This is a genomic window from Winogradskyella sp. SYSU M77433, assembly GCF_029911945.1.
Taxonomy (GTDB): Bacteria; Bacteroidota; Bacteroidia; order Flavobacteriales; family Flavobacteriaceae; genus Winogradskyella.
On sequence record NZ_JARYTG010000002.1, the window covers coordinates 531,002 to 551,471 of the forward strand.

18 protein-coding genes are annotated in these 20,470 nt (G+C 33.3%); 9 read left to right on the top strand and 9 right to left on the bottom strand.

Annotated elements, in window-relative coordinates; genetic code table 11:
- Positions 1–15: 15 nt before the first annotated feature.
- Together QGM60_RS05695 and mfd are read right to left on the bottom strand one after the other, a co-directional pair.
- The gene (locus tag QGM60_RS05695) at positions 16–879 is read right to left on the bottom strand and encodes a DMT family transporter (protein ID WP_281139261.1); all 864 of its coding nucleotides are present in this window, start codon (positions 877–879) and stop codon (positions 16–18) included.
- Entirely contained in the window at positions 876–4,208 is a 3,333-nt protein-coding gene (gene mfd / locus QGM60_RS05700; protein WP_281139262.1) for a transcription-repair coupling factor, read from the bottom strand. The genes QGM60_RS05695 and mfd overlap by 4 nt, the downstream gene beginning before the upstream one ends.
- Positions 4,209–4,309: 101 nt before the next feature.
- On the opposite strand from mfd, the gene QGM60_RS05705 reads away from it, so the two are divergent.
- Positions 4,310–4,741, top strand: a complete 432-nt coding sequence (locus QGM60_RS05705) for a TerB family tellurite resistance protein (protein ID WP_281139263.1) — start codon at positions 4,310–4,312, stop codon at positions 4,739–4,741.
- A 92-nt stretch (positions 4,742–4,833) separates the two neighbouring features.
- Here the strand turns inward: QGM60_RS05705 and fbp are convergent, their stop codons facing one another.
- Positions 4,834–5,847, bottom strand: coding sequence for a class 1 fructose-bisphosphatase (gene fbp / locus QGM60_RS05710; protein ID WP_281139264.1), 1,014 nt, complete (start codon positions 5,845–5,847; stop codon positions 4,834–4,836).
- Positions 5,848–5,985: 138 nt separating this feature from the next.
- On the opposite strand from fbp, the gene QGM60_RS05715 reads away from it, so the two are divergent.
- From QGM60_RS05715 to QGM60_RS05730, 4 genes are read left to right on the top strand one after another with little or no spacing between them, the layout of a single operon-like run.
- Positions 5,986–6,462, top strand: a complete 477-nt coding sequence (locus tag QGM60_RS05715; RefSeq protein ID WP_281139265.1) for a GNAT family N-acetyltransferase — start codon at positions 5,986–5,988, stop codon at positions 6,460–6,462.
- Positions 6,463–7,713, top strand: a complete 1,251-nt coding sequence (locus tag QGM60_RS05720) for an aspartate kinase (RefSeq protein WP_281139266.1) — start codon at positions 6,463–6,465, stop codon at positions 7,711–7,713.
- 20 nt (positions 7,714–7,733) lie between these two features.
- Positions 7,734–9,563: a lysophospholipid acyltransferase family protein gene (locus QGM60_RS05725; protein WP_281139267.1), complete on the top strand. Its 1,830-nt coding sequence runs from the start codon at positions 7,734–7,736 to the stop codon at positions 9,561–9,563.
- A complete protein-coding gene (locus QGM60_RS05730) occupies positions 9,553–10,566 on the top strand; it encodes a carboxypeptidase-like regulatory domain-containing protein (RefSeq protein WP_281139268.1) in 1,014 nt (337 codons plus the stop codon). The genes QGM60_RS05725 and QGM60_RS05730 overlap by 11 nt, the downstream gene beginning before the upstream one ends.
- A gap of 3 nt (positions 10,567–10,569) precedes the next feature.
- Here QGM60_RS05730 and umuD read toward each other — a convergent pair whose 3' ends face one another.
- The 5 genes from umuD to QGM60_RS05755 form a co-directional block, all read right to left on the bottom strand.
- Positions 10,570–11,010 carry a translesion error-prone DNA polymerase V autoproteolytic subunit gene (umuD, locus tag QGM60_RS05735; RefSeq protein ID WP_281139269.1) on the bottom strand — a complete coding sequence of 147 codons (441 nt, stop codon included), beginning with the start codon at positions 11,008–11,010 and terminating at the stop codon, positions 10,570–10,572.
- A 197-nt stretch (positions 11,011–11,207) separates the two neighbouring features.
- On the bottom strand, positions 11,208–12,464 hold the full coding sequence (locus QGM60_RS05740) for a Y-family DNA polymerase (protein WP_281139270.1): 1,257 nt from the start codon (positions 12,462–12,464) through the stop codon (positions 11,208–11,210).
- Between the two features lie 75 nt (positions 12,465–12,539).
- On the bottom strand, positions 12,540–12,746 hold the full coding sequence (locus tag QGM60_RS05745) for a helix-turn-helix transcriptional regulator (protein WP_281139271.1): 207 nt from the start codon (positions 12,744–12,746) through the stop codon (positions 12,540–12,542).
- A 2-nt stretch (positions 12,747–12,748) separates the two neighbouring features.
- Entirely contained in the window at positions 12,749–13,558 is an 810-nt protein-coding gene (locus QGM60_RS05750; protein ID WP_281139272.1) for a DUF2975 domain-containing protein, read from the bottom strand.
- A gap of 2 nt (positions 13,559–13,560) precedes the next feature.
- A complete protein-coding gene (locus tag QGM60_RS05755; protein WP_281139273.1) occupies positions 13,561–14,076 on the bottom strand; it encodes a DUF2975 domain-containing protein in 516 nt (171 codons plus the stop codon).
- 116 nt (positions 14,077–14,192) lie between these two features.
- On the opposite strand from QGM60_RS05755, the gene QGM60_RS05760 reads away from it, so the two are divergent.
- Entirely contained in the window at positions 14,193–14,609 is a 417-nt protein-coding gene (locus tag QGM60_RS05760; protein ID WP_281139274.1) for a DUF2007 domain-containing protein, read from the top strand.
- Here QGM60_RS05760 and QGM60_RS05765 read toward each other — a convergent pair.
- Positions 14,599–16,095 carry a PLP-dependent aminotransferase family protein gene (locus QGM60_RS05765; protein ID WP_281139275.1) on the bottom strand — a complete coding sequence of 499 codons (1,497 nt, stop codon included), beginning with the start codon at positions 16,093–16,095 and terminating at the stop codon, positions 14,599–14,601. The two genes, QGM60_RS05760 and QGM60_RS05765, sit on opposite strands and share 11 nt — an antisense overlap.
- Before the next feature lie 70 nt (positions 16,096–16,165).
- Here QGM60_RS05765 and QGM60_RS05770 point away from each other — a divergent pair, with 70 nt between their 5' ends.
- From QGM60_RS05770 to QGM60_RS05780, 3 genes are all read left to right on the top strand, one after another.
- Entirely contained in the window at positions 16,166–17,986 is a 1,821-nt protein-coding gene (locus QGM60_RS05770; protein WP_281139276.1) for a TonB-dependent receptor, read from the top strand.
- Between the two features lie 305 nt (positions 17,987–18,291).
- Positions 18,292–18,978, top strand: coding sequence for a hypothetical protein (locus tag QGM60_RS05775; protein ID WP_348634886.1), 687 nt, complete (start codon positions 18,292–18,294; stop codon positions 18,976–18,978).
- A gap of 52 nt (positions 18,979–19,030) precedes the next feature.
- Positions 19,031–20,458 carry a flotillin family protein gene (locus QGM60_RS05780; RefSeq protein ID WP_281139277.1) on the top strand — a complete coding sequence of 476 codons (1,428 nt, stop codon included), beginning with the start codon at positions 19,031–19,033 and terminating at the stop codon, positions 20,456–20,458.
- Positions 20,459–20,470 lie beyond the last annotated feature (12 nt).

Below are 20,470 nucleotides of genomic sequence, written 5' to 3' on the forward strand. Positions count from 1 at the left end.
TTAAGCCACAAGTGCTTATTTTTTTCTTGATCTTAAACTTTCTATAACTACTGTAGCTATGATTAAAGATCCTCCAACAAATGTATGTAATGTTGGTATCTCATTCAAGAAAAAATAGGCAATAATAATCCCAAAAACAGGCTGGGCACTTCCAATAATACTTGCTGTACTCGCTTTAAAATATTTTAAGCTATTTACAAACATGGTATGTCCAATCGCTGTGGTTATTAAAGCTAATAAAACGACGTAAGGGTATTGTGTTTTTATATTACTGGTATCCATAAAAAATAATACTGGTGCTAATACCACTGTAAGTATTATAACTTGATAAAACATTAGCATTGTACTATTATATTTGGCTGTGTGTCCTTTTAAAATTAGAATTCGTATAGCATAACATAATGCTGAAAGCACTCCAAACAAAACACCTTGTAGCTGACTACTCTTTAAATCGAATTCTGGGGCCAAAATATAAATACCTGTTAGCACCATAATGCCTAAAAGAATACTTACTGGATCAAATTTTGTTTTTGAAAATAAGGGTTCTAAAAAGGCGATGATTACAGGAAATGTGAAGAGTGACAACATTCCAATGGCAACGTTGGAAAGCTTTAAGGCATAAAAATAAAACACCCAATGACCTCCCATTAGTAGAGATGCTATGAAAAATGTCCAACGATCTCTTCTGTTTTTTATCTTTAAATCAATGCCTTTGTACAAACAGAATACGAGCAGAAAAACAGCTGCTAAAAATGAGCGCCACCAGATAATGACTTCGGTTGGCATGGCAATATATTTTCCAAGCGCACCAGAAGTACTCACAAAAAACATAGCTAATGTGAGTAGAAATAAATGGTTTAAGTGATTTTTTTCACTCATTTAATATCAGATAACGCAGTAAGTGCTTGTTTTGTTGATTTTATATTGTCGAAAGTCAACAGTAAACGTAAACCGTTACGGGTTTCTTTTTCTTTCATTTTACACTTCCCAGAATTCAACTGAATAAATTGTAAAACTTTAGAAAACGAATCACTTTGATAGAACCCACTTTGCTGATCTTGAATAAAATAACCGATAAGCCTTCCTTGCTTCATGATGAGTTTTTCAATTCCCATTTTAGTTGCAATCCATTTTAATCGTACACTATCAAATAAATCTTGAACTTGAGTAGGCAACTCACCAAATCGGTCTACAATTTCAGATTCAAACTTCTGAAGCTCTTCTTCTGTTTTTAATTCGTTTAATTTGGTATAGAGATTTAAACGTTCGGAAATATTATTGATATAATCATCAGGGAATAACAATTCAAAATCCGTATCAATAGTAATATCCTTTACATACTGTTTTGGCTTACCATCATCTTTATATAAATCTGCAAATTCAGACTCTTTAAGCTCTTCTATAGCTTCGTTTAATATTTTTTGGTAGGTATCAAAACCTATATCGTTTATAAATCCGCTTTGTTCACCTCCCAACAAATCTCCTGCTCCGCGGATTTCTAAATCTTTCATAGCGATATTAAAACCACTTCCCAGTTCTGTGAATTGCTCTAAAGCAGAGATACGTTTTCTAGCATCTGGTGTCATCACAGAATAATCTGGAGTAATGAAATAGCAAAATGCTTTTTTGTTGCTTCGTCCGACACGTCCTCGCATTTGGTGCAAATCACTCAACCCGAAATTATTGGCGTTATTTATAAAGATTGTGTTGGCATTTGGTACATCCAATCCACTTTCTACAATTGTGGTACTTACTAAAACATCGAACTCACCATTCATAAAACCAAGCATGAGTTCTTCCAACTTTTTGCCATCAAGTTGCCCATGACCAATACCAATTTTTGCATCTGGCACCAATCGCTGAATCATGCCGGCAACTTCTTTAATATTTTCTATTCTATTATGAATGAAGAATACTTGTCCACCACGTTGAATTTCGTAACTCACCGCATCTCTAATGGTTTCTTCATTAAAACGAATGACATGACTCTCTATAGGATAGCGATTTGGTGGTGGCGTTGTAATAACCGATAAATCTCTGGCTGCCATTAAGCTAAATTGCAACGTACGCGGAATAGGTGTTGCTGTTAACGTAAGTACATCAACGTTTTCTTTAATGGTTTTTAGCTTTTCCTTTACGGCTACACCAAATTTTTGTTCTTCATCTACTATGAGTAAACCTAAATCTTTAAACTTTACTGTTTTGTTGGCCAATTGATGTGTCCCAATTATAATATCTACACCACCTTTTTCTAGGCTTTCTAAAGTCTCACGTTTTTCTTTGGCTGTTCTAAAACGATTAACATAATCTACCGTGACCGGAAAATCTTTTAAACGCTCTTTAAATGTTCTGTAATGTTGATAAGCCAATATGGTTGTTGGTACTAAAACAGCAACTTGCTTTCCATTATCAACAGCTTTAAAAGCCGCTCTTATAGCGACTTCAGTTTTACCAAAACCAACATCACCACAAACTAGTCGATCCATAGGACGTTCGCTCTCCATATCAGCTTTAATATCTGCTGTAGAAGAAACTTGGTCTGGCGTATCTTCATATATAAATGATGCTTCCAACTCCAACTGCATATGACTATCTGGTGCGTACTGAAAACCTTTTTTTAACTTACGTTTTGCATAAAGTTTAATAAGGTTAAAAGCTATTTCCTTAACTCTAGATTTAGTCTTCTGTTTTAGTGCTTTCCAAGCTTTACTACCTAGTTTATAAACTTTTGGTGGTTTACCATCTTTACCGTTAAACTTGGTAATTTTGTGTAATGAGTGAATACTAAGATATAGAATATCGCGCTCACCGTAAACCAGTTTTATAGCCTCTTGCTTTTTGCCTTCAACATCAATTTTTTGTAAACCTCCAAACCTACCAATACCATGGTCTATATGTGTTACATAATCACCTATTTCAAGGTTGTTGAGTTCCTTTAAAGTAATGGCTTGCTTTTTAGCGTAGCCATTTTTAAGTTGGAATTTATGATAGCGGTCAAAAATCTGGTGATCGGTATAAACCGCAATTTGTTGTTCTTTATCAATAAAACCTTGATACAATGAAATCACTACAGTTTTGTAATGTACTTCACCTTCGTGATCATCAAAAATATCATGAAAACGTTTGGCTTGTTGCTCACTTACACAGGCAATGTAATTGGTAATGCCGTTATCATGATTCTCGTTTAAATCTTCAATTAATATATTGAATTGTTTATTGAATGCTGGTTGTGGAGTTGTGTGATACTCAATAAGCTCAGTACCCATTACAGCAGACGTACCAAACTCAACCAAGTTGTAATCTAAAAACTGGCGTTTTAGTAGTTCTGAATTACAAAACAACTCTTCTGGTGTAGCATGTTTTATTTCGCTTGATAAGTTTTTGAAAGCATCTTCGGCCTTAGTATAAAACTCATCAATTCTTGAAAACACAAACGGTATATTCTTAGCAAAAACTACCGTTTTATTTGAAATGTATTTTAAAAAACTTTCACGCTGTTCGGCAATAGTCTTGTTCGCGACATTAGGAATAATGCTAACCTTCTTAATTTTATCTGTAGATAATTGCGTCTCTACATCAAAGGTTCTTATACTATCAACCTCATCACCAAAAAATTCAATTCTGTAAGGTTCGTCATGAGAGAAAGAAAACACATCGATAATACCACCTCTTACGGAAAACTCACCTGGTTCTGTGACGAAGTCTACACGTTTGAATTTATATTCAAACAATACTTCGTTTACAAAATCGGTACTCAGTTCATTTCCAACGGAAATTTTTAAAGTGTTCTTTTCGAGTTCCTTTTTGGTAACCACTTTTTCAAACAATGCATCAGGATACGTAACAATGATACATGGCTTTTTTCGGGAATTGATACGGTTAAGTACCTCAGCTCTTAAAAGTACATTAGCATTATTGGTCTCTTCGATCTGGTAAGGTCTCCTGTAACTTCCTGGATAAAACAACACATCTTTATCATTAATGAGTTGTTCTAAATCGTTGAGATAGTAAGCTGCTTCCTCCTTGTCATCAAAAATGAGTAGAAAAGGTTTTTCGGCTGTTTTAAAAGCTTCAGAAACGACAATTGAAAGTGAAGAACCTACAAGTCCTTTGAGGTGTACTTTACCTTGATCTAAGGCAATAGTATTCTTCAGATTTTGCAGTTGCAAAGTCTGTAGATAAGTTTGGGAAATAAAGTCTTTACTCAAGTTCCTTATTTTGAAAGTGCAAATATAAAATTTTTGAAAGGTTCTCTATTGAAAATACTATTAATAGATTTATATTTGTTCACTTATAAAAACAATAATTTATGTCATTTTCAAATTTATTCGACAGCGGTTTCAAGAAGCGTAACGAAGATCATTTTGCTGCTATAGTTAGAGTAGCGATGAGTGATGGAATCATTAATGATGAAGAAAAAGCGTTCTTAGACAGATTAGCTACACGCTTAGATATTTCGGAACACGATTATGCAGAAATATTAAAGGATTATAAAAACCATCCTGTTAATGCACCACATTCTTACGACAATCGTTTAGAACGTTTATACGACTTATCTCGTATGGTTTGGGCAGATGATATTGAAGGCCCTAATCAACATTGGTTATTAGAAAAACTTTGTGTTGGTTTAGGATTTCATGCTCAAAATGTAAAATATATTGCCGATAAAGCTTTGGCTTTGGCTTACGATAAAGTAGATTTAGATACTTTTATTGATGAAATGAAAAACATGAATAAATAAGCTACTTCATCTTATTACAATACAAAAAAGCAACTTTAAATTTAAATTAAAGTTGCTTTTTTTATGCGCTTATGTTTATTTGAATTCGAAATTTATTCCGATTCAGCAGCTCTCATAAATTCTTCGGCCTTCTCTACCATATTTTTACTACCACAAATAAATGGTACACGTTCATGTAATTCTGTTGGCTGAATATCCATAATTCTTGTAAAACCATCACTCGCCTTTCCATTAGCTTGTTCTGCTAAAAAAGCCATAGGATTACATTCGTAAAGTAACCTCAGTTTTCCTTTTTCATTTTTAGAACTTTTAGGATACATATAGATACCACCTTTTATCATATTTCTATGAAAGTCTGAAACAAGCGATCCTATATATCTTGAAGTATATGGTCTGTCTCCTTCTTCCATTTGGCAATACTTAATATAGTTTTTTATACCTTTTGGAAAATGTATGTAGTTACCTTCGTTAACTGAGTAAATAGTTCCATCTTCTGGAAACTGCATATCAGGATGTGATAAATAAAAGGATCCAATAGCTGGGTTTAAGGTAAAGCCATTAACACCATGACCTGTAGTATATACCAACATAGTTGATGTTCCGTAAACAATATAACCTGCTGCAACTTGTTGACTACCTTTTTGAAGAAAATCATCAATAGTAACAGGTGTTCCTACTGGAGTTATACGTCTATAAATAGAAAAAATAGTTCCTACAGAAACATTTACATCAATGTTTGAAGAACCATCTAAAGGATCTATTAAAACCACATACTTATTTTGGTGGTTTTCATCTTGGCTATTGATGGAAATAAAATCATCCTCTTCCTCACTTGCAATACCACAAACTATATTCCTTTTGGTCATCGTTTGAATAAACTTGGTATTAGCATACACATCTAATTTCTGTTGATCTTCACCTTGAATATTAGTATCACCTGCAGCACCTATAATATCTACTAATCCTGCTTTGTTTACTTCATGGTTTACAACTTTGGCGGCTAATCTAATAGAATTGATAAGTCTTGAGAGTTCGCCAGATGTATATTTAAAAGAGGCTTGATTTTCTATGATAAATTCACCTAACGTTTGCTTGCTCTTGGACATGTAATTGGGTTTTAATATTGATTAATAGCGTAACAAATATCGTACAAATATAGTAACTATAACGTTTTCGTAAAGTAAATAAATTATTATGTCAACTGAGTTTAGATTATATTTGGTATTCTTTTGTAAAAAACAATCATGAACCAACCAAGATTAGCCACTAAACAAGACATGCCAAGAGTTTTAGAACTCATTAATGAATTAGCTATCTATGAAAAAGAACCTGATGCAGTTGAAGTCACTGTTGCCGATTTAGAAAAAGATGGTTTTGGAGACGATAAAAAATTTACCTGTTTTGTTATAGAAGATAATAATACTGTTGAAGGTTTAGCGCTCGTTTATACTAGGTATTCTACCTGGAAAGGCAATGTTCTTCATCTTGAAGATTTAATTGTAAATGAAAAACATAGAGGCAAAGGATTTGGTAAAAAACTGTTAGATACCGTAGTTAAACATGGAAAAAATCTTGGTGTAAAACGTGTAAGTTGGGAGGTTTTAGATTGGAATGAACCTGCCATTACGTTTTACGAAAAAAATGGGGCTAACGTTATGCGAGATTGGGATGTGGTTCACCTTGATAAAACGGGAATTGAAAACTATTTAAAAGCACTATAAATGCGAATCTATAAGTTTGGTGGAGCCTCTGTAAAAGATGCAGAAGGTGTAAAAAATGTTGCTTCGGTTTTAAAAGCCACTGGCTATGACAATACTTTGGTTGTTATTTCTGCGATGGGCAAAACCACCAATGCCATGGAAATCGTCATCAAAAATTATTTTGAAAATAAAGCCGAACTGCAAAGTTCCATTCATGATATTATTAAATATCATAATGAAATTCTACTAGATTTATTTTCAAATGAACAGCATCAAGTTTTTGCTGCCGTAAAAGCACTTTTTGACGAACTTAACTTATTTTTTAAAAGTAATAAGTCACCAGATTATAACTATGTTTATGACCAAACCATTGGTTTTGGAGAATTGATTTCTACAACTATTGTTAGCCATTATTTAAATGAAATCGGTATTAAAAATTCATGGGTAGATGTCAGAGAATTTATAAAAACCGATAATTATTATAGACGTTCTAACGTTAATTGGGAACAAACACAGGAAAATATTTTAGCGGGCTTTGACACTTCAAAACTCAACATTACTCAAGGGTTTTTAGGAAGTGATGCCAATAATTTTACGACCACTTTGGGTAGAGAAGGTAGTGATTACACAGCCGCTATTTTTGCCTATTGTCTCAACGCCAACAGTGTTACTATTTGGAAAGATGTACCAGGAGTACTTAATGCCGACCCAAGATATTTTGAAAATGCTCAACTCTTACATCAAATCTCTTACAGAGAAGCTATTGAGCTGGCTTTTTATGGCGCTTCTGTTATTCACCCAAAAACGCTTCAACCTTTACAACGCAAAGAAATTCCGTTGTATGTAAAATCGTTTTTAAACCCAAAGGCAGATGGCACTTGTGTGAGTAAAGGCAAGACTATTGAGCCTCAAATACCATGCTTTATAGTTAAGAAAAATCAGATTTTAATTTCATTATCGTCGTTAGACTTTTCTTATATCGTTGAAGAAAATATAAGTGAAATTTTTGGGCTGTTACATTTATACAAAATGAAGGTTGATGTCATTCAGAATTCTGCCATCAGTTTTTCTGTTTGTATAGAAAATATTTATAATAATCTAGAGAAATTACTTCAGCATCTCAAAGCAAAATTTAACGTCACATGTTACGAAAACGTGAGTCTTTATACTGTTAGGCATTATAATGAGGAGGCAATTGATGAGCTAGAGAAAGATAAAACCGTATTATTAAAGCAATTAACACAAGAAACTGTTCAAATTGTAACTAAGTAAACATTTACTACATTTGTTTTATGGGGAAAACATCTAATACTGGATTAGTTACTGCAAAAGAAGTTTCAAAAGCGATTAACGCTGATAAGTATGGTTTCTTAGGTACGTTTTTGGGTTGGATTTTAATGAAGGTATTAAAAATATCAACATTAAACCGAATATATAACCGTAATAAACATCTAAGTAATCTAGAATTTCTAGATGGTATTTTAGATGAATTTCAGATTAAATTTGAAATTCCAGAAAAAGATATCAATCGTCTTCCTAAGGAAGGTCCTTTTATTACAGTGTCTAATCATCCTTTGGGAGGAATAGATGGTATTTTACTCTTAAAGCTAATGCTAGAACAGCGTGATGATTTTAAGATCATCGCCAATTTCTTACTGCATAGAATAGAACCTCTGAAACCTTATATTATGCCTGTAAATCCTTTTGAAGACCGAAAGGACGTAAAAAGCAGTGTCATGGGTTTTAAAAATGCTATTATGCATTTAAAAGAAGGGCATCCGCTCGGTGTTTTTCCTGCTGGTGAAGTTTCAACTTATAGAGACGGTAAGCTAGTTGTAGATAAAGAGTGGGAAGAAGCTGCTATGAAGTTGATTCAAAAAGCAGATGTTCCTGTGGTTCCTATTTATTTCCATGCTAAAAACAGTCGTCTTTTTTACAGACTATCTAAAATAAGTGATACGCTCAGAACCGCTAAATTACCTTCAGAACTTCTTACGCAAAAGCGTCGTGTAATTAGAGTTAGAATTGGTAGACCTATTTCTGTAAAAGATCAAAAAGAATTTGAAAGCCTTCCTGCTTTTTCAGAATTTTTGAGACGAAAAACATATATGTTGGCAAATTCTTTTGAGGATAAGCCTAAAATTTTCGAGAATATAAAATCTACTGTAAAGTCACCTAGACTACCAAAACGTATTGTGACTCCAATCGATTCTAAGCTAATGATCAAAGAGGTCGAAAATCTTAGGGAAAATGATTGTAGATTACTTATTAGCAAAAATTATGAGGTCTTCTTGGCTTCGGCAAAAGACATACCAAATATACTCAGAGAGCTTGGTAGGCTTAGAGAAATTACCTTTAGAGAAGTTGGAGAAGGCACTAATGAAGCTATTGATTTAGATAGTTTTGACACTTATTATCACCATATGTTTTTATGGGATAATGAAAAAAACATTATTGCAGGTGCCTACCGAATGGGCTTAGGTTCTCAAATTTTTGAGCGCTATGGTATAGATGGTTTTTATCTTCAGGATTTATTCCGTTTTGAACCAGAATTATACCGTATGATGAGTAATTCCATAGAAATGGGAAGAGCTTTCATCATTAAAGAATATCAGCAAAAACCAATGCCTTTATTTTTACTTTGGAAAGGTATTGTGCACACAACGCTTCGTTATCCTGAACACAAATATTTAATTGGTGGAGTAAGCATAAGCAACCAGTTCTCTAACTTTTCTAAAAGTTTGATGATTGAGTTTATGAAATCGCACTATTACGATCCTTATGTCGCTCAGTATGTTCACCCTAAAAAGGAGTTTAAGGTAAAACTTAAAGATGCTGATAAAGAGTTTGTATTCGATGAAACCGAAGCCGACCTTAACAAGTTTGACAAAATTATTGACGAGGTAGAGCCAGGAGCATTACGACTACCTGTGCTACTAAAAAAGTACATTAAGCAAAATGCTAAACTTGTAGCTTTTAATGTAGATCCTTTGTTTAATAATGCAGTGGATGGATTGATGTATATAAAGATTGCAGATCTTCCTGAAAGCACTGTCCGACCTGTAATGGAAGAGTTTCAGGCGGAGCTTGAACGTAAATTTATGGAAGGCAATGAGAGCTAAATTTTGGATCCTATTTTTAATACTTCCATCACTTAGTTTTTCCCAAACACTAACCGGAACGGTCGTTGATAAAGCCACGCAAGAACCCATAGAAACCGTTTCCGTTTATTTTGACAATACAACCATCGGTACCACCACCAACGAAAAAGGTGAATTTTCTATTACCTATACGGATGCCGTACAGTCTACACTCGTAATTTCTTATCTGGGTTATGAAAAAGTTTTAATCTCAGACTTTAGATCAAAAAATGACATAACAGTTGAACTTATTGAAGCTAAAAATGAGCTTGATGAAGTCTACCTTGAGTATGATGATGGCTTAACTCGAAAACAAAAACTAAAACTTTTTAGAAAAGAATTTCTAGGAACTTCCAAGTTTGCCAAATCATGCGAAATCCAAAATGAAGACGATATTATTTTAAGATACGACAAACGCAACAAAGCCCTTTACGCTAGCGCTAAAGCACCAATTGAGATTATAAATAAAGCGTTACAGTATAATGTGTCGTTTGACCTTATAGATTTTGAGGTATCGTTTAGATATGTAAATCCTAAAAGCAATAGTTTTACTGTAAACTCTGTGTCTTATTTTGGTACGTCTTTCTACAAAAACATTGAAGATTTTAAGGAAAATAAAGCTGAAAAAAATAGAGAGAAAGCTTACCAAGGCTCGGTTCAGCATTTTTTAAGGTCCCTTTACAACAAATCTTTAGAAGAAAATGGTTATTGGATTTTTCACGGAAAATTCAGAGTAAATGAATGGGAGTATTTTAAAATTGAAACTATAGAAGAGACTACATTAAAAAAGGTAAGTCTAGAAGATAAAGTTTCTATTCTATACGATAAGGATATTCAATCTGAGATACAAATAAAGGTAGACCACTTTGTTTTAGACCGTTTTGGAAACTACTCACCTATTGTTGGAGTCTACTTTAGTGGAGCTCTAGGAAGTCAACGTTTAGGAGACTCCTTACCTTCGGATTATGGGATTAAAGAAGAATAGATATCACACTTTTTTTACAACATTAGTTACGATTCCCCAAATAACAAAATCATTGTCTTCGGTGATTTTTATAATTGGGTAATCAGGATTTTCGGGTTGTAACCATACTTCTCCCTTTTCTACTCTTAGACGTTTTACCGTAAATTCACCATCCAAAAAGCAAACTGCTATTCTGTTATTTTCTGGCTCAAGACTTCGATCTATCACCAACAAATCATTATCATCTAAACCTGCACCAATCATAGATTGTCCGCTTACTCTAGCATAAAATGTAGCTTCTTTATTCTTTACTAATTCATCATCTAAAGACAATCGTTGTTCCTTAAAATCATCTGCAGGAGATGGAAATCCAGCCGAAATTCCTGTGTCAAAGAAATTTACACCAGCATCTTCAATGGGTTCTGGAATAAAAAATGTTAAGTTTTGAGATTGCAGTGTTTTCATAGTTATTAATCCGTTTTTTTATATAAAAAACTTGAATGTTTTCATTCCTGCCTTTCGGCTACGCCTAAGATAAACTGTGGCAGGAATTTCTTTTATTATTTTATTTTTCTGTTTCTGGATTCCTGCCTTCGCAGGAATGACCGTAACCTTTATTTTATTGCTAAATAATGGCTTCGACTGCGCTCAGCCTGACAATTCTATTTTATCTTAATAATATCATTGATATTAGTTGTATATCTTGGAGATAAGCGCTCTTGCCGCATTTTCCAAGTGCGTTCTAAATCCTGATTCCCTATCTTAATTTTGTCTCCTTTAAACTTTTTATTAATCTTATCTATGGCAGACATTAAAGGTTTATGCTTTGGGTCTTCGCTTTCAAACATATCTAGCTGATAATTGTCTGTTGGCACCAAACCTGTAACAATCACTCCTGCCCTTTTATACTTAATACCTTTTTTATAAATAGCATCTACCGCTCTGGTAGCTTCTTTGCTAATGATTAAAGAAGAATCTGTAGGATACGGAAAATTTATAATTGTACTTGCTCTATGCTGCTCCTCTTCTTTTTTATGTCTGTTACTACTTAAAGATACAATAACCATATGGCAACTAGAACCTTGTCTCCGTAACTTTTCGGCACAACTTGTTGCAAAGGTAGAAACCCTTTCTTTTATATAGTTGATATCATCGTAAGTATAATCGAAGCTTCTTGTTGTGGCAATGGCTCTCTTACGAGTTGGCTCGTCTAATTCTATCTTTGGAATACCTTCTAAATCTTTTTTGAGTTTCCATTCGGTAATAGAAAATGTTTGTCTTACCCACTCATCATCCAATTGTGTAAAATCGTATGCCGTTTTACAGCCTTTGGCATTTAACCGTTTTTGAAGTCCTCTGCCAATACCCCAAACATTTTCGAGTTTCATCCATTTTAAAGCTTTGATTCTAGAACTTTCTGAATCTATAACATAGACTCCTTTGGTTTGTTCGGGAAACTTTCGTGCTATTTTATTGGCGACCTTACTTAGTGCTTTTGTTGGTGCAATACCTACACAAGTTGGTATACCTGTCCATTTTAAAATTCGCTTTCGGATGAGGTTACCATAATCTTCAAAATTATAATCCTTAAAACCCTTGAATTGTAAAAAGGCTTCGTCAATACTATACACCTCAACATCTGGAGTAAACTGTTCTAAAATCTTCATTACACGGCTACTCATATCACCATACAATGGATAATTAGATGAAAACACCTTAATGTTATTCGCTTTACAAAAACCTTCCCACTTAAAAATTGGTGCCCCAAAAGGTAAATCCAAAGCTTTTGCCTCATCACTCATAGAAATAACACAACCGTCATTATTACTAAGTATAGCAACAGGTTTACCGTTTAAACTAGGATTAAAAACCCGTTCGCAGGAGGTATAAAAGTTATTACAATCTACAAGTGCATACATAGATGTAAAGATATAAAAAAGACCTGTTGGGTTTTGAAAACCTAACAGGTCTAAGTATTATTTAACACTTTTATTTTAGTCCTCTACATACTCTAAAATATCGCTTGGCTGACATTCTAATGCTTTACAGATAGCTTCTAAAGTTGAAAATCGGATGGCTTTAGCTTTTCCAGTTTTTAGGATGGAAAGATTAGCTGTGGTAATACCAATGATTTCAGCAAGTTCGTTGCTTTTCATACCACGTTTAGCCAGCATGATATCTAGGTTAACTACTATTGGCATAATTAAATCGTTAATTCGTTTTCTTCCTGTATTTGACTCCCTTTATACAGTAAAGTACTTAAGATAAGTAGTACACAACCTAATAAAAATAACGTAAACTCAAAATCCAAGCGTGGGTTCATAGATATAGCTACATAATTTATATTATTTTTTATTGGCTTAATACTAGCATATTGGAAGTTCTTACCTAAATAAAAGTTAGCGAGCGACTTTAATAAGGTGTGGCCTATCAATAATAAACCAACAATATTTACATTCTTATAAAGTCTTTGAGAAAATTTAAAATTTTCAATTAACAGTTTAAATATTTTCTTTAAAAAAAAGAACACAATTATTAATAGCAAAAAACCTAGATATGATCTAAAAATTATAACTATTTTATTACTTAAAGTTTTTGGGTCTACCGTAATATATCCATCACTAACAAATGATGTCGAAGTAAGATTATAATAATCTATTGTACTATTATTATGTATACTTACTATAGATTTATGATTTATTGAATCTTTTGAATTTATAGCCTTTAAGTATTCAGATTTTCCTACAGAATATTTATAACCTGATTTATTATAAACCTCCTTTTCTAATTTATAAAGTTCGTTGTTATATAATGGCTCTTTAGGACTAATCGAGAATTTTACAGGTAATTGGTAGCCTATATTATGATGGTTACCTGAAGAAAATCTACCAAACTTTCCGTCATCAGTAAAAATATCAGATGCAAATGAAACAATCAGCCATAGAATTAGAAAATAAAATGAAATATTAAAAAACCAATATAATGGATGTATGAGAACAGATTTAAAATTCATAATTAAACAGTTAATTCATTTTCTTCTTTTGCTGCTTTAGCAATTTTAAAAACTTCGCTTAGTACCATAAAAAATAGACCCAAGCATGTAATCATAATTTGAGGTGAAATACCAACATAAACCTTAAACTGACTTGTGAGAATCAATTGTGCCAAAAAATGAAGTACAGCTCCAGAAATCCCAATAATGGTTAACAGAAGTCCTATTCTATTAAAGTTGTCAATAACATCAATATGAAATGGTTTTACTCTTTGAAAATATCGTAATGTTTTTCTAAATAAATAAAAACAATAAATTCCTAAAAACGATAAGCCAACACCCAAGAGTATAAAAATTTGAGCCGAAAACATTGATGCATCTAAAGGAGCATCATCTACTTCAAAAATAAAGTCTATAACTTCTGTATCTAAAAATATAAAAACACTAAAAAAGAGCAATAAACCAATTAAAGGTATGCAGGTCACAATCCATACAAAATCAACCAAACTTTTTAAAATATTTAATTTTCTCATCTTCATTAATTATTGTTAAACGATAACAAATATATAAAAATTATCGAAAAACAATAATTTTAATAAAAATTCATCACTATATAACAAATTTATTTACGTTGAATATTGGCTATATTTGATCTATGCAAAACACATTTTCCACCATAGCACGTTACACCTACTCTTCTGAAGCCGAAATCATAAAAGGTCGTCTTGAGGCTGAAGGCATTAAAGTGTTTTTAAAAGATAACATTACCATAGATACCGATCCTTTAGTCAGTAATGCCATTGGTGGTATAAAATTGAACGTATTGGCAGAAGATGAGGCTAAGGCAAAAGACATCCTTAAATCAATTTCGTCTTATGCTTTGGATGACAATGGCAATACTATTATTTGCTCTAATTGTGGCAGCGGCAATGTGAGCTTATATTCTACAATTAATAGCTTTAAGTCCTTTTTTCATTTTATCATTGGTATTCTTTTTGGCACACTACCCTTTAGTGCGCGCTACGAATATAAATGTGAGGATTGTAACACTGTTGTTGATGTTAAAGATTAATAATGTCATCATAAGCGCTCTTCAATTTAGATATAACAATCTCAAGTTCGTCTTCATTCAAATGTCCAAATCCAAATCTTATGGCACAGGTATTCTTATCTTGATACAGAATTGTTTTTGGTAAAAAAACATCTTGCCTTTCGGCTTGCTCTGCCAACTTTACCAATGAAATTGTTTTATTAAAATTTAACCAAATTGCCAAACCACCAGATGGCTTTTCAAATTCAATAGCCTCTTTAAAATATTGCTTTAATAATTTACATAGCGTATTCCGACGCTTTTTATACGTCATAATATTCTTTTTAAGCAACCTATAAATTTCACCTTCATGGATAAGCTCAGAAAGCATTTGTTCTTGTATTAAATCGCCTTGTTCATCTAGTAATGTCAAATAATTATTAGCTTCTGAAATTAAATTTTCAGGCGCTACAACAAATCCTGTTTGAAAACTTGGGAATAACGATTGCCCCATCTTTCCTAAATAAATTACCATACCATTGGTGTCGGCAGTTGCCATGGGCAACATTGCAGAACCTTCATACTGAAAATCATAATCATAATCGTCTTCAATAATGGCAAAGCCATAGTCTTTTGCCAATTCTAAAAGCTTTAGGCGTCTTTCAGCACTCAACGTTTTTGTGGTTGGGTAATGTCTATGCGCACTAACATAAACACAACGAATGCTTTTTTTTATAAAATGTGTTTTGATGTACTCAATATCCAATCCATCTTCATCTACAGGAATAGTACGTATTCTGGCACCAGCTTCCTGAAAAATAGTATTGGATGCATAGTGACTTAACTGACCTACCAACACTACATCATCTTGTTTAATTAAAAGTTGAGAGACAATAAAAAGACTCATTTCTGTACTTCGTGTACTGATAAGATTGTTTGGTGTGATATGAAATCCGCGTGTGGCATTTAGGTAATTACAGAGTTGTGTTTTAAAAATAGAAGGTGTTACTGTAGATGTTCTATTCCATTTTTGAATAAGCGGTTTACGCTTCATAGCTGCACTATACCATCTTGAAAATTGATGCGTCGGATGCAAACGCAAATCGGGTTTACCATCATTAATGATGTATGTGGCTTGAGTTTCTTCTGCTGTTGAAGCAAGATGAAATGATTTTATAAAAGGAAAGCCCGCAGTTTTAGGATAGTTATACGCCTGATTTAGCTGTTGCGATGTTGCCTTAATTTTTGCTGTACCTTGTTCTGGCACTAATACAAAAGTACCTTTATTAGGCACAATTTCTACCCAACCTTGAGAAGCCAATTCGTCATAAATAGCTACGGCAGTATTACGATGAACACCTAGCAAATCACTCAGTGTTCGTGTCCCAGGCAATTTACTTCCTTTAGTTAAAAAGCCACGCTGAATACCATTAACCAATTGTTGCGCTACTTGGACATATACAGGTTGCACAATAGTTTTATCTATTGAAACAAGTTGCTTTAGAGTATTGTTAACCGGACTATTCATTGTTTTAAAAGTGGACTATTTTAATCGTCCGGAAAGTTACGACTTTTGCAGTGTTAAAATTAACCCTGTAATGATAAATAAACTCACGCTTTTCTCATTTACTTTTTTTACTATACTCTGTGTGAATGCTCAAGAAGTTCAAAAACAAGAGCTCGATTCGGTAACCTTAACCTCAACACGAATTGATTTACCATTCAAAAAAAACTCGAGAACTATCACTATTATTACTAGCTCTGACATTAAAAACAGTGCTGCAATAAACCTTCCAGATTTATTACAACAAGTCGCTGGCATAGATATTAGACGTCGTGGTACTGGTGGAAGTCAAGCCGATTTACATATTAGAGGTGGTGGTTTTGATCAAACTTTATTACTTATTGATGGTATAAAAATGGATGATGCACAAACGGGCCATCATACTCTAAATGCAGCTTTACCTCTTGAAGTCATCGAACGTATCGAAATCATTAAAGGTCCTGCGGCAAGAGTGTTTGGACAAAACGCCTTTAATGGAGCAATAAATATCATAACTAAAAAGCAGTTAGATGATTCCGTTTCTGTTAATGCCGAAACGGGTTCTTTTGGCCAACTTAATGCTAACGTTACAGCTGGTGTAGATTTAGAAAATTCATCGCACATTATTCATGTGGGTAAAATGACTTCTGAAGGCTATAGAACCAATACCGATTATGAAAATTCTAATTATGTTTTAAAGAGTATTTTCAATAAAAAGTCGCAAGCCATAGAAATGATTACCACGTTTATGGATCGAAAATTTGGTGCCGAAAATTTCTACACAAATAATCCAACTTTTCATGAGTACGAAGAAACGCAGAACAGTTTAATCGCTTTTTCAACAACCTTCAGAAAAAATAATTTTAAGATTAAACCGCGTGTGTATTGGAAACGTAACCAAGATATCTTTCTGCTAAGACGGGATGATCCTGCTTTTTACAGAAACGTTCATATTTCTGATAAGATTGGTACTGAAATCAATACGTCTTATACTTCAAAATTTGGTGTTACTGGTTTTGGTATCGACATGTCTAAAATTTATTTACGAAGTAATAATTTAGGCAACCGCAATCGCTTTATGAGCAACGTCTTTTTAGAACATCGTTTCAGTTTGCTAAATGAGAAATTAGATATTACACCAGGTGTGGCCTTAACCTACTTTTCAGATTTTAAATTTCATGCCTTTCCTGGTGTAGATATTGGCTACGATTTAACGGATAATTTCAAAATTTATGGTAATGTTGGTTACACTTACAGAGTACCTACTTATACAGATTTGTTTTATAACGATCCTGTTACCAACGGTAATGAAAATCTAGAACCAGAAGAAGCTTTTGCTCAAGAGCTTGGTCTTAAATATAATTCATCAAGACTATCGGCAAGTGTAGCGGTTTTTAATAGAGATGCCAAAAACTTAATTGATTTTATAAGAGCTGATGTTTCTGAAGATGCATTTACAGCAACTAATATTACGGAAGTTAATACAAAAGGCTTTGAGTTTGATGCTAACTATAATTTCAACATCTATAACTACAGACAAAACGTATCTTTTGGGTATTCCTATTTAGATGATAATATTTTAGATCAGAACGAAGCATTATCGCGTTATTCACTAAACACATTAAAACACCAATACATTACACGTTTAAGCACACAGTTGTTTAAAAATGTAAGTCAGAATATAATTTACAAATATGCCGAGCGCACCACAGGACAAACCTATAATGTTTGGGATGCTTCAATTGCTGTAAGATTTAAACAAGCTGAATTTACAGTAACAGCAAACAATATTTTTAATACCGACTATATTGAATCTGGTTTTATACCAATGCCTCCAAGTAATGTGTTGTTTGGTTTACGATATACGTTTAAGTAAATAGAAAAACTACATATCTAACTATAAATCCTGTCCTAACTGACAGGATTTTTTTGTTTCTATTGTAACAAAATCTGCCCTCAAGCTACTAATATTATTGAAAGTAGTATTTTATTTTAAACTTTTAGAGCTCAAAAAGAGGGGTATAAATCGCTAAGACTAACCATCTAAAATTGTTGTTGATATTTCCGAACATTGGATAATTTACAATCCAAAAAAGTTCTCAAAATTTCCAAGACTTATAAGTTTTTATGATGGCCAAGCTTTATCGAAAACTTTCAAAAATAAGATAGAATAATCTTACAATGATTCTTATATTTATTAATTCATTTAAATCTTACATTCCTATGGCTGAATGGTTTTCAAATTTAGATTTTTTACCAAAAGTATATTGGATAGTTGCTATTACAGGCTCTATAATTTTTGCAATCGTAATGGTTATGGCATTTGTAGGTGGTGACGCAGATGATATTGGAGATATTGATGCAGATCTCGATTCTGATGTTGGCGCTGGCTTTCAATTTATTTCTTTCAAGAATCTAGTTGGCTTTTTTACCATATTTGGGTGGAGTGGTATTGCTTGTATAGACGCTGGCTTGTCTACACCTGTTACTATAGTTATTTCCATAATCTCAGGACTACTAATGATGGTTGTAATGGCATCTCTATTCTATTTTATCAGTAAACTTTCAGATAGTGGGACACTCAACTACAAAAACGCAATTGATGCTGTTGGTGAAGTTTACTTAACTATAGGTGCAGATCGTTCTAAAATTGGAAAAGTGAGCGTTAATGTTCAGGGAACTATCCGAGAGCTAGATGCACTAACTGACTCACTAACCGAATTAAAATCAGGTACTGTTATTAAGGTTATTGACGTAACTTCTAATGGTATTCTAATTGTAGACCAAACTCGAAAGGCTATTGAAGCCACGGTGATTCCTAAAAAAGAATTAGGAGAAGGGAAAGGCTACTTAATTGACAATGAATAAAATTTATATTTCAAAACTCACAACAATCTATTAACCATTAAAACCACATTAAATGAACTTACTCTCTATTCAAGAAAATTTTAATATGGAAAGTATAGGTGGTCCTATGCTATTTATATTTATCGCACTCTTTATTGTTCTCACTCTAATTATTCTTATAAAACGCTATAAACGCTGTCCTTCTGACCGTATTTTAGTCGTTTATGGTAAGGTTGGTGGTGGTCAATCTGCCAAATGTATCCATGGTGGTGCTGCCTTTATTTTACCTGTGATTCAAGACTATGAATATCTGGATTTAACACCAATTTCTATTGAGGTGAATCTAGTTAATGCATTATCTAAACAAAATATTCGTGTAAATGTTCCATCACGCTTTACTATTGGTGTTTCAACAGAACCTGGTGTAATGCAAAATGCTGCAGAGCGTTTATTAGGTTTAGGTTTACCAGATATTCAAGAGTTAGCTAAAGAAATTATTTTTGGTCAGTTACGTTTAGTTGTGGCTTCTATGGATATTGAAGAAATCAATAACGACCGAGATAAATTTCTGACAAATATTTCTCAAAGTGTTGAGACCGAATTAAAGAAAGTAGGTCTTAAATTAATCAACGTAAATATTACTGATATTGTTGATGAATCTGGATATATTGAAGCTTTAGGTAAAGAAGCTGCAGCACATGCTATTAACGCTGCTCGTAAGTCGGTGGCTGAGAAAACTAGAGATGGTTCTATTGGTGAAGCAAATGCAAAACAAGATGAACGTTCTCAAGTAGCTGCGGCTAATGCCAAAGCAGTTGAGGGAGAAAACACTGCTAAAATATCGGTTGCCAATTCTGACTCCTTACGTCGTCAACGCGAAGCTGAAGCTGAGCGTGTGGCTATAGCTTCAGAAAAAGTACAAGCAGCAAAAGCCTTAGAAGAGTCTTATGCAGCAGAGCAACAAGCTGAAAATGCTAGAGCTGAACGTGAACGTTCGTCCCAAATGGCAGATGTTATTGTACCAACAGAAATTGCTAAACGTAAAGCTGAAATTGATGCCGAAGCAGAAGCTGAGCGTATAAGAAGACGTGCAAAAGGTGAAGCAGATGCTATTCTATTTAAAGCACAAGCGGAAGCAAAAGGCCTTTACGAAGTATTGACCAAACAAGCAGCTGGTTTAGATGAAATCGTAAAAGCAGCTGGCAATAATTCTAAAGATGCTGTCTTATTATTAATTGCCGATAAATTGCCTGAATTAGTAAAAACACAAGCAGAAGCCATTAAAAATATAAAAATAGATAAAGTAACTGTTTGGGAAAATGGTGGAAATAAAGATGGTAAGTCTTCAACATCTAACTTTATTTCTGGAATGTACAAAGCTGTGCCACCATTACAAGAAATGTTTAATATGGCTGGTATGGATTTACCTGAGTACCTCAAAGGTAAAGACAAGAAAGAAATTGAAGCTGACGATGCTGAAATTGAGAAGTCTAAAGAATAATTTATTTTTCAA

What these genes read in the sequence shown, in the direction of transcription:
- umuD (WP_281139269.1), bottom strand. Translation starts at nt 11,010, where the DNA reads ATGAAAACACTGCAATCTCAAAACTTAACATTTTTTATTCCAGAACCC.
- QGM60_RS05775 (WP_348634886.1), top strand. Translation starts at nt 18,292, where the DNA reads ATGATTCTTATATTTATTAATTCATTTAAATCTTACATTCCTATGGCT.
- QGM60_RS05760 (WP_281139274.1), top strand. Translation starts at nt 14,193, where the DNA reads ATGCAAAACACATTTTCCACCATAGCACGTTACACCTACTCTTCTGAA.
- QGM60_RS05720 (WP_281139266.1), top strand. Translation starts at nt 6,463, where the DNA reads ATGCGAATCTATAAGTTTGGTGGAGCCTCTGTAAAAGATGCAGAAGGT.
- fbp (WP_281139264.1), bottom strand. Translation starts at nt 5,847, where the DNA reads ATGTCCAAGAGCAAGCAAACGTTAGGTGAATTTATCATAGAAAATCAA.
- QGM60_RS05705 (WP_281139263.1), top strand. Translation starts at nt 4,310, where the DNA reads ATGTCATTTTCAAATTTATTCGACAGCGGTTTCAAGAAGCGTAACGAA.
- QGM60_RS05765 (WP_281139275.1), bottom strand. Translation starts at nt 16,095, where the DNA reads ATGAATAGTCCGGTTAACAATACTCTAAAGCAACTTGTTTCAATAGAT.
- QGM60_RS05740 (WP_281139270.1), bottom strand. Translation starts at nt 12,464, where the DNA reads ATGTATGCACTTGTAGATTGTAATAACTTTTATACCTCCTGCGAACGG.
- QGM60_RS05715 (WP_281139265.1), top strand. Translation starts at nt 5,986, where the DNA reads ATGAACCAACCAAGATTAGCCACTAAACAAGACATGCCAAGAGTTTTA.
- QGM60_RS05755 (WP_281139273.1), bottom strand. Translation starts at nt 14,076, where the DNA reads ATGAAGATGAGAAAATTAAATATTTTAAAAAGTTTGGTTGATTTTGTA.
- QGM60_RS05750 (WP_281139272.1), bottom strand. Translation starts at nt 13,558, where the DNA reads ATGAATTTTAAATCTGTTCTCATACATCCATTATATTGGTTTTTTAAT.
- QGM60_RS05780 (WP_281139277.1), top strand. Translation starts at nt 19,031, where the DNA reads ATGAACTTACTCTCTATTCAAGAAAATTTTAATATGGAAAGTATAGGT.
- QGM60_RS05770 (WP_281139276.1), top strand. Translation starts at nt 16,166, where the DNA reads ATGATAAATAAACTCACGCTTTTCTCATTTACTTTTTTTACTATACTC.
- QGM60_RS05725 (WP_281139267.1), top strand. Translation starts at nt 7,734, where the DNA reads ATGGGGAAAACATCTAATACTGGATTAGTTACTGCAAAAGAAGTTTCA.
- QGM60_RS05745 (WP_281139271.1), bottom strand. Translation starts at nt 12,746, where the DNA reads ATGCCAATAGTAGTTAACCTAGATATCATGCTGGCTAAACGTGGTATG.
- QGM60_RS05695 (WP_281139261.1), bottom strand. Translation starts at nt 879, where the DNA reads ATGAGTGAAAAAAATCACTTAAACCATTTATTTCTACTCACATTAGCT.
- QGM60_RS05730 (WP_281139268.1), top strand. Translation starts at nt 9,553, where the DNA reads ATGAGAGCTAAATTTTGGATCCTATTTTTAATACTTCCATCACTTAGT.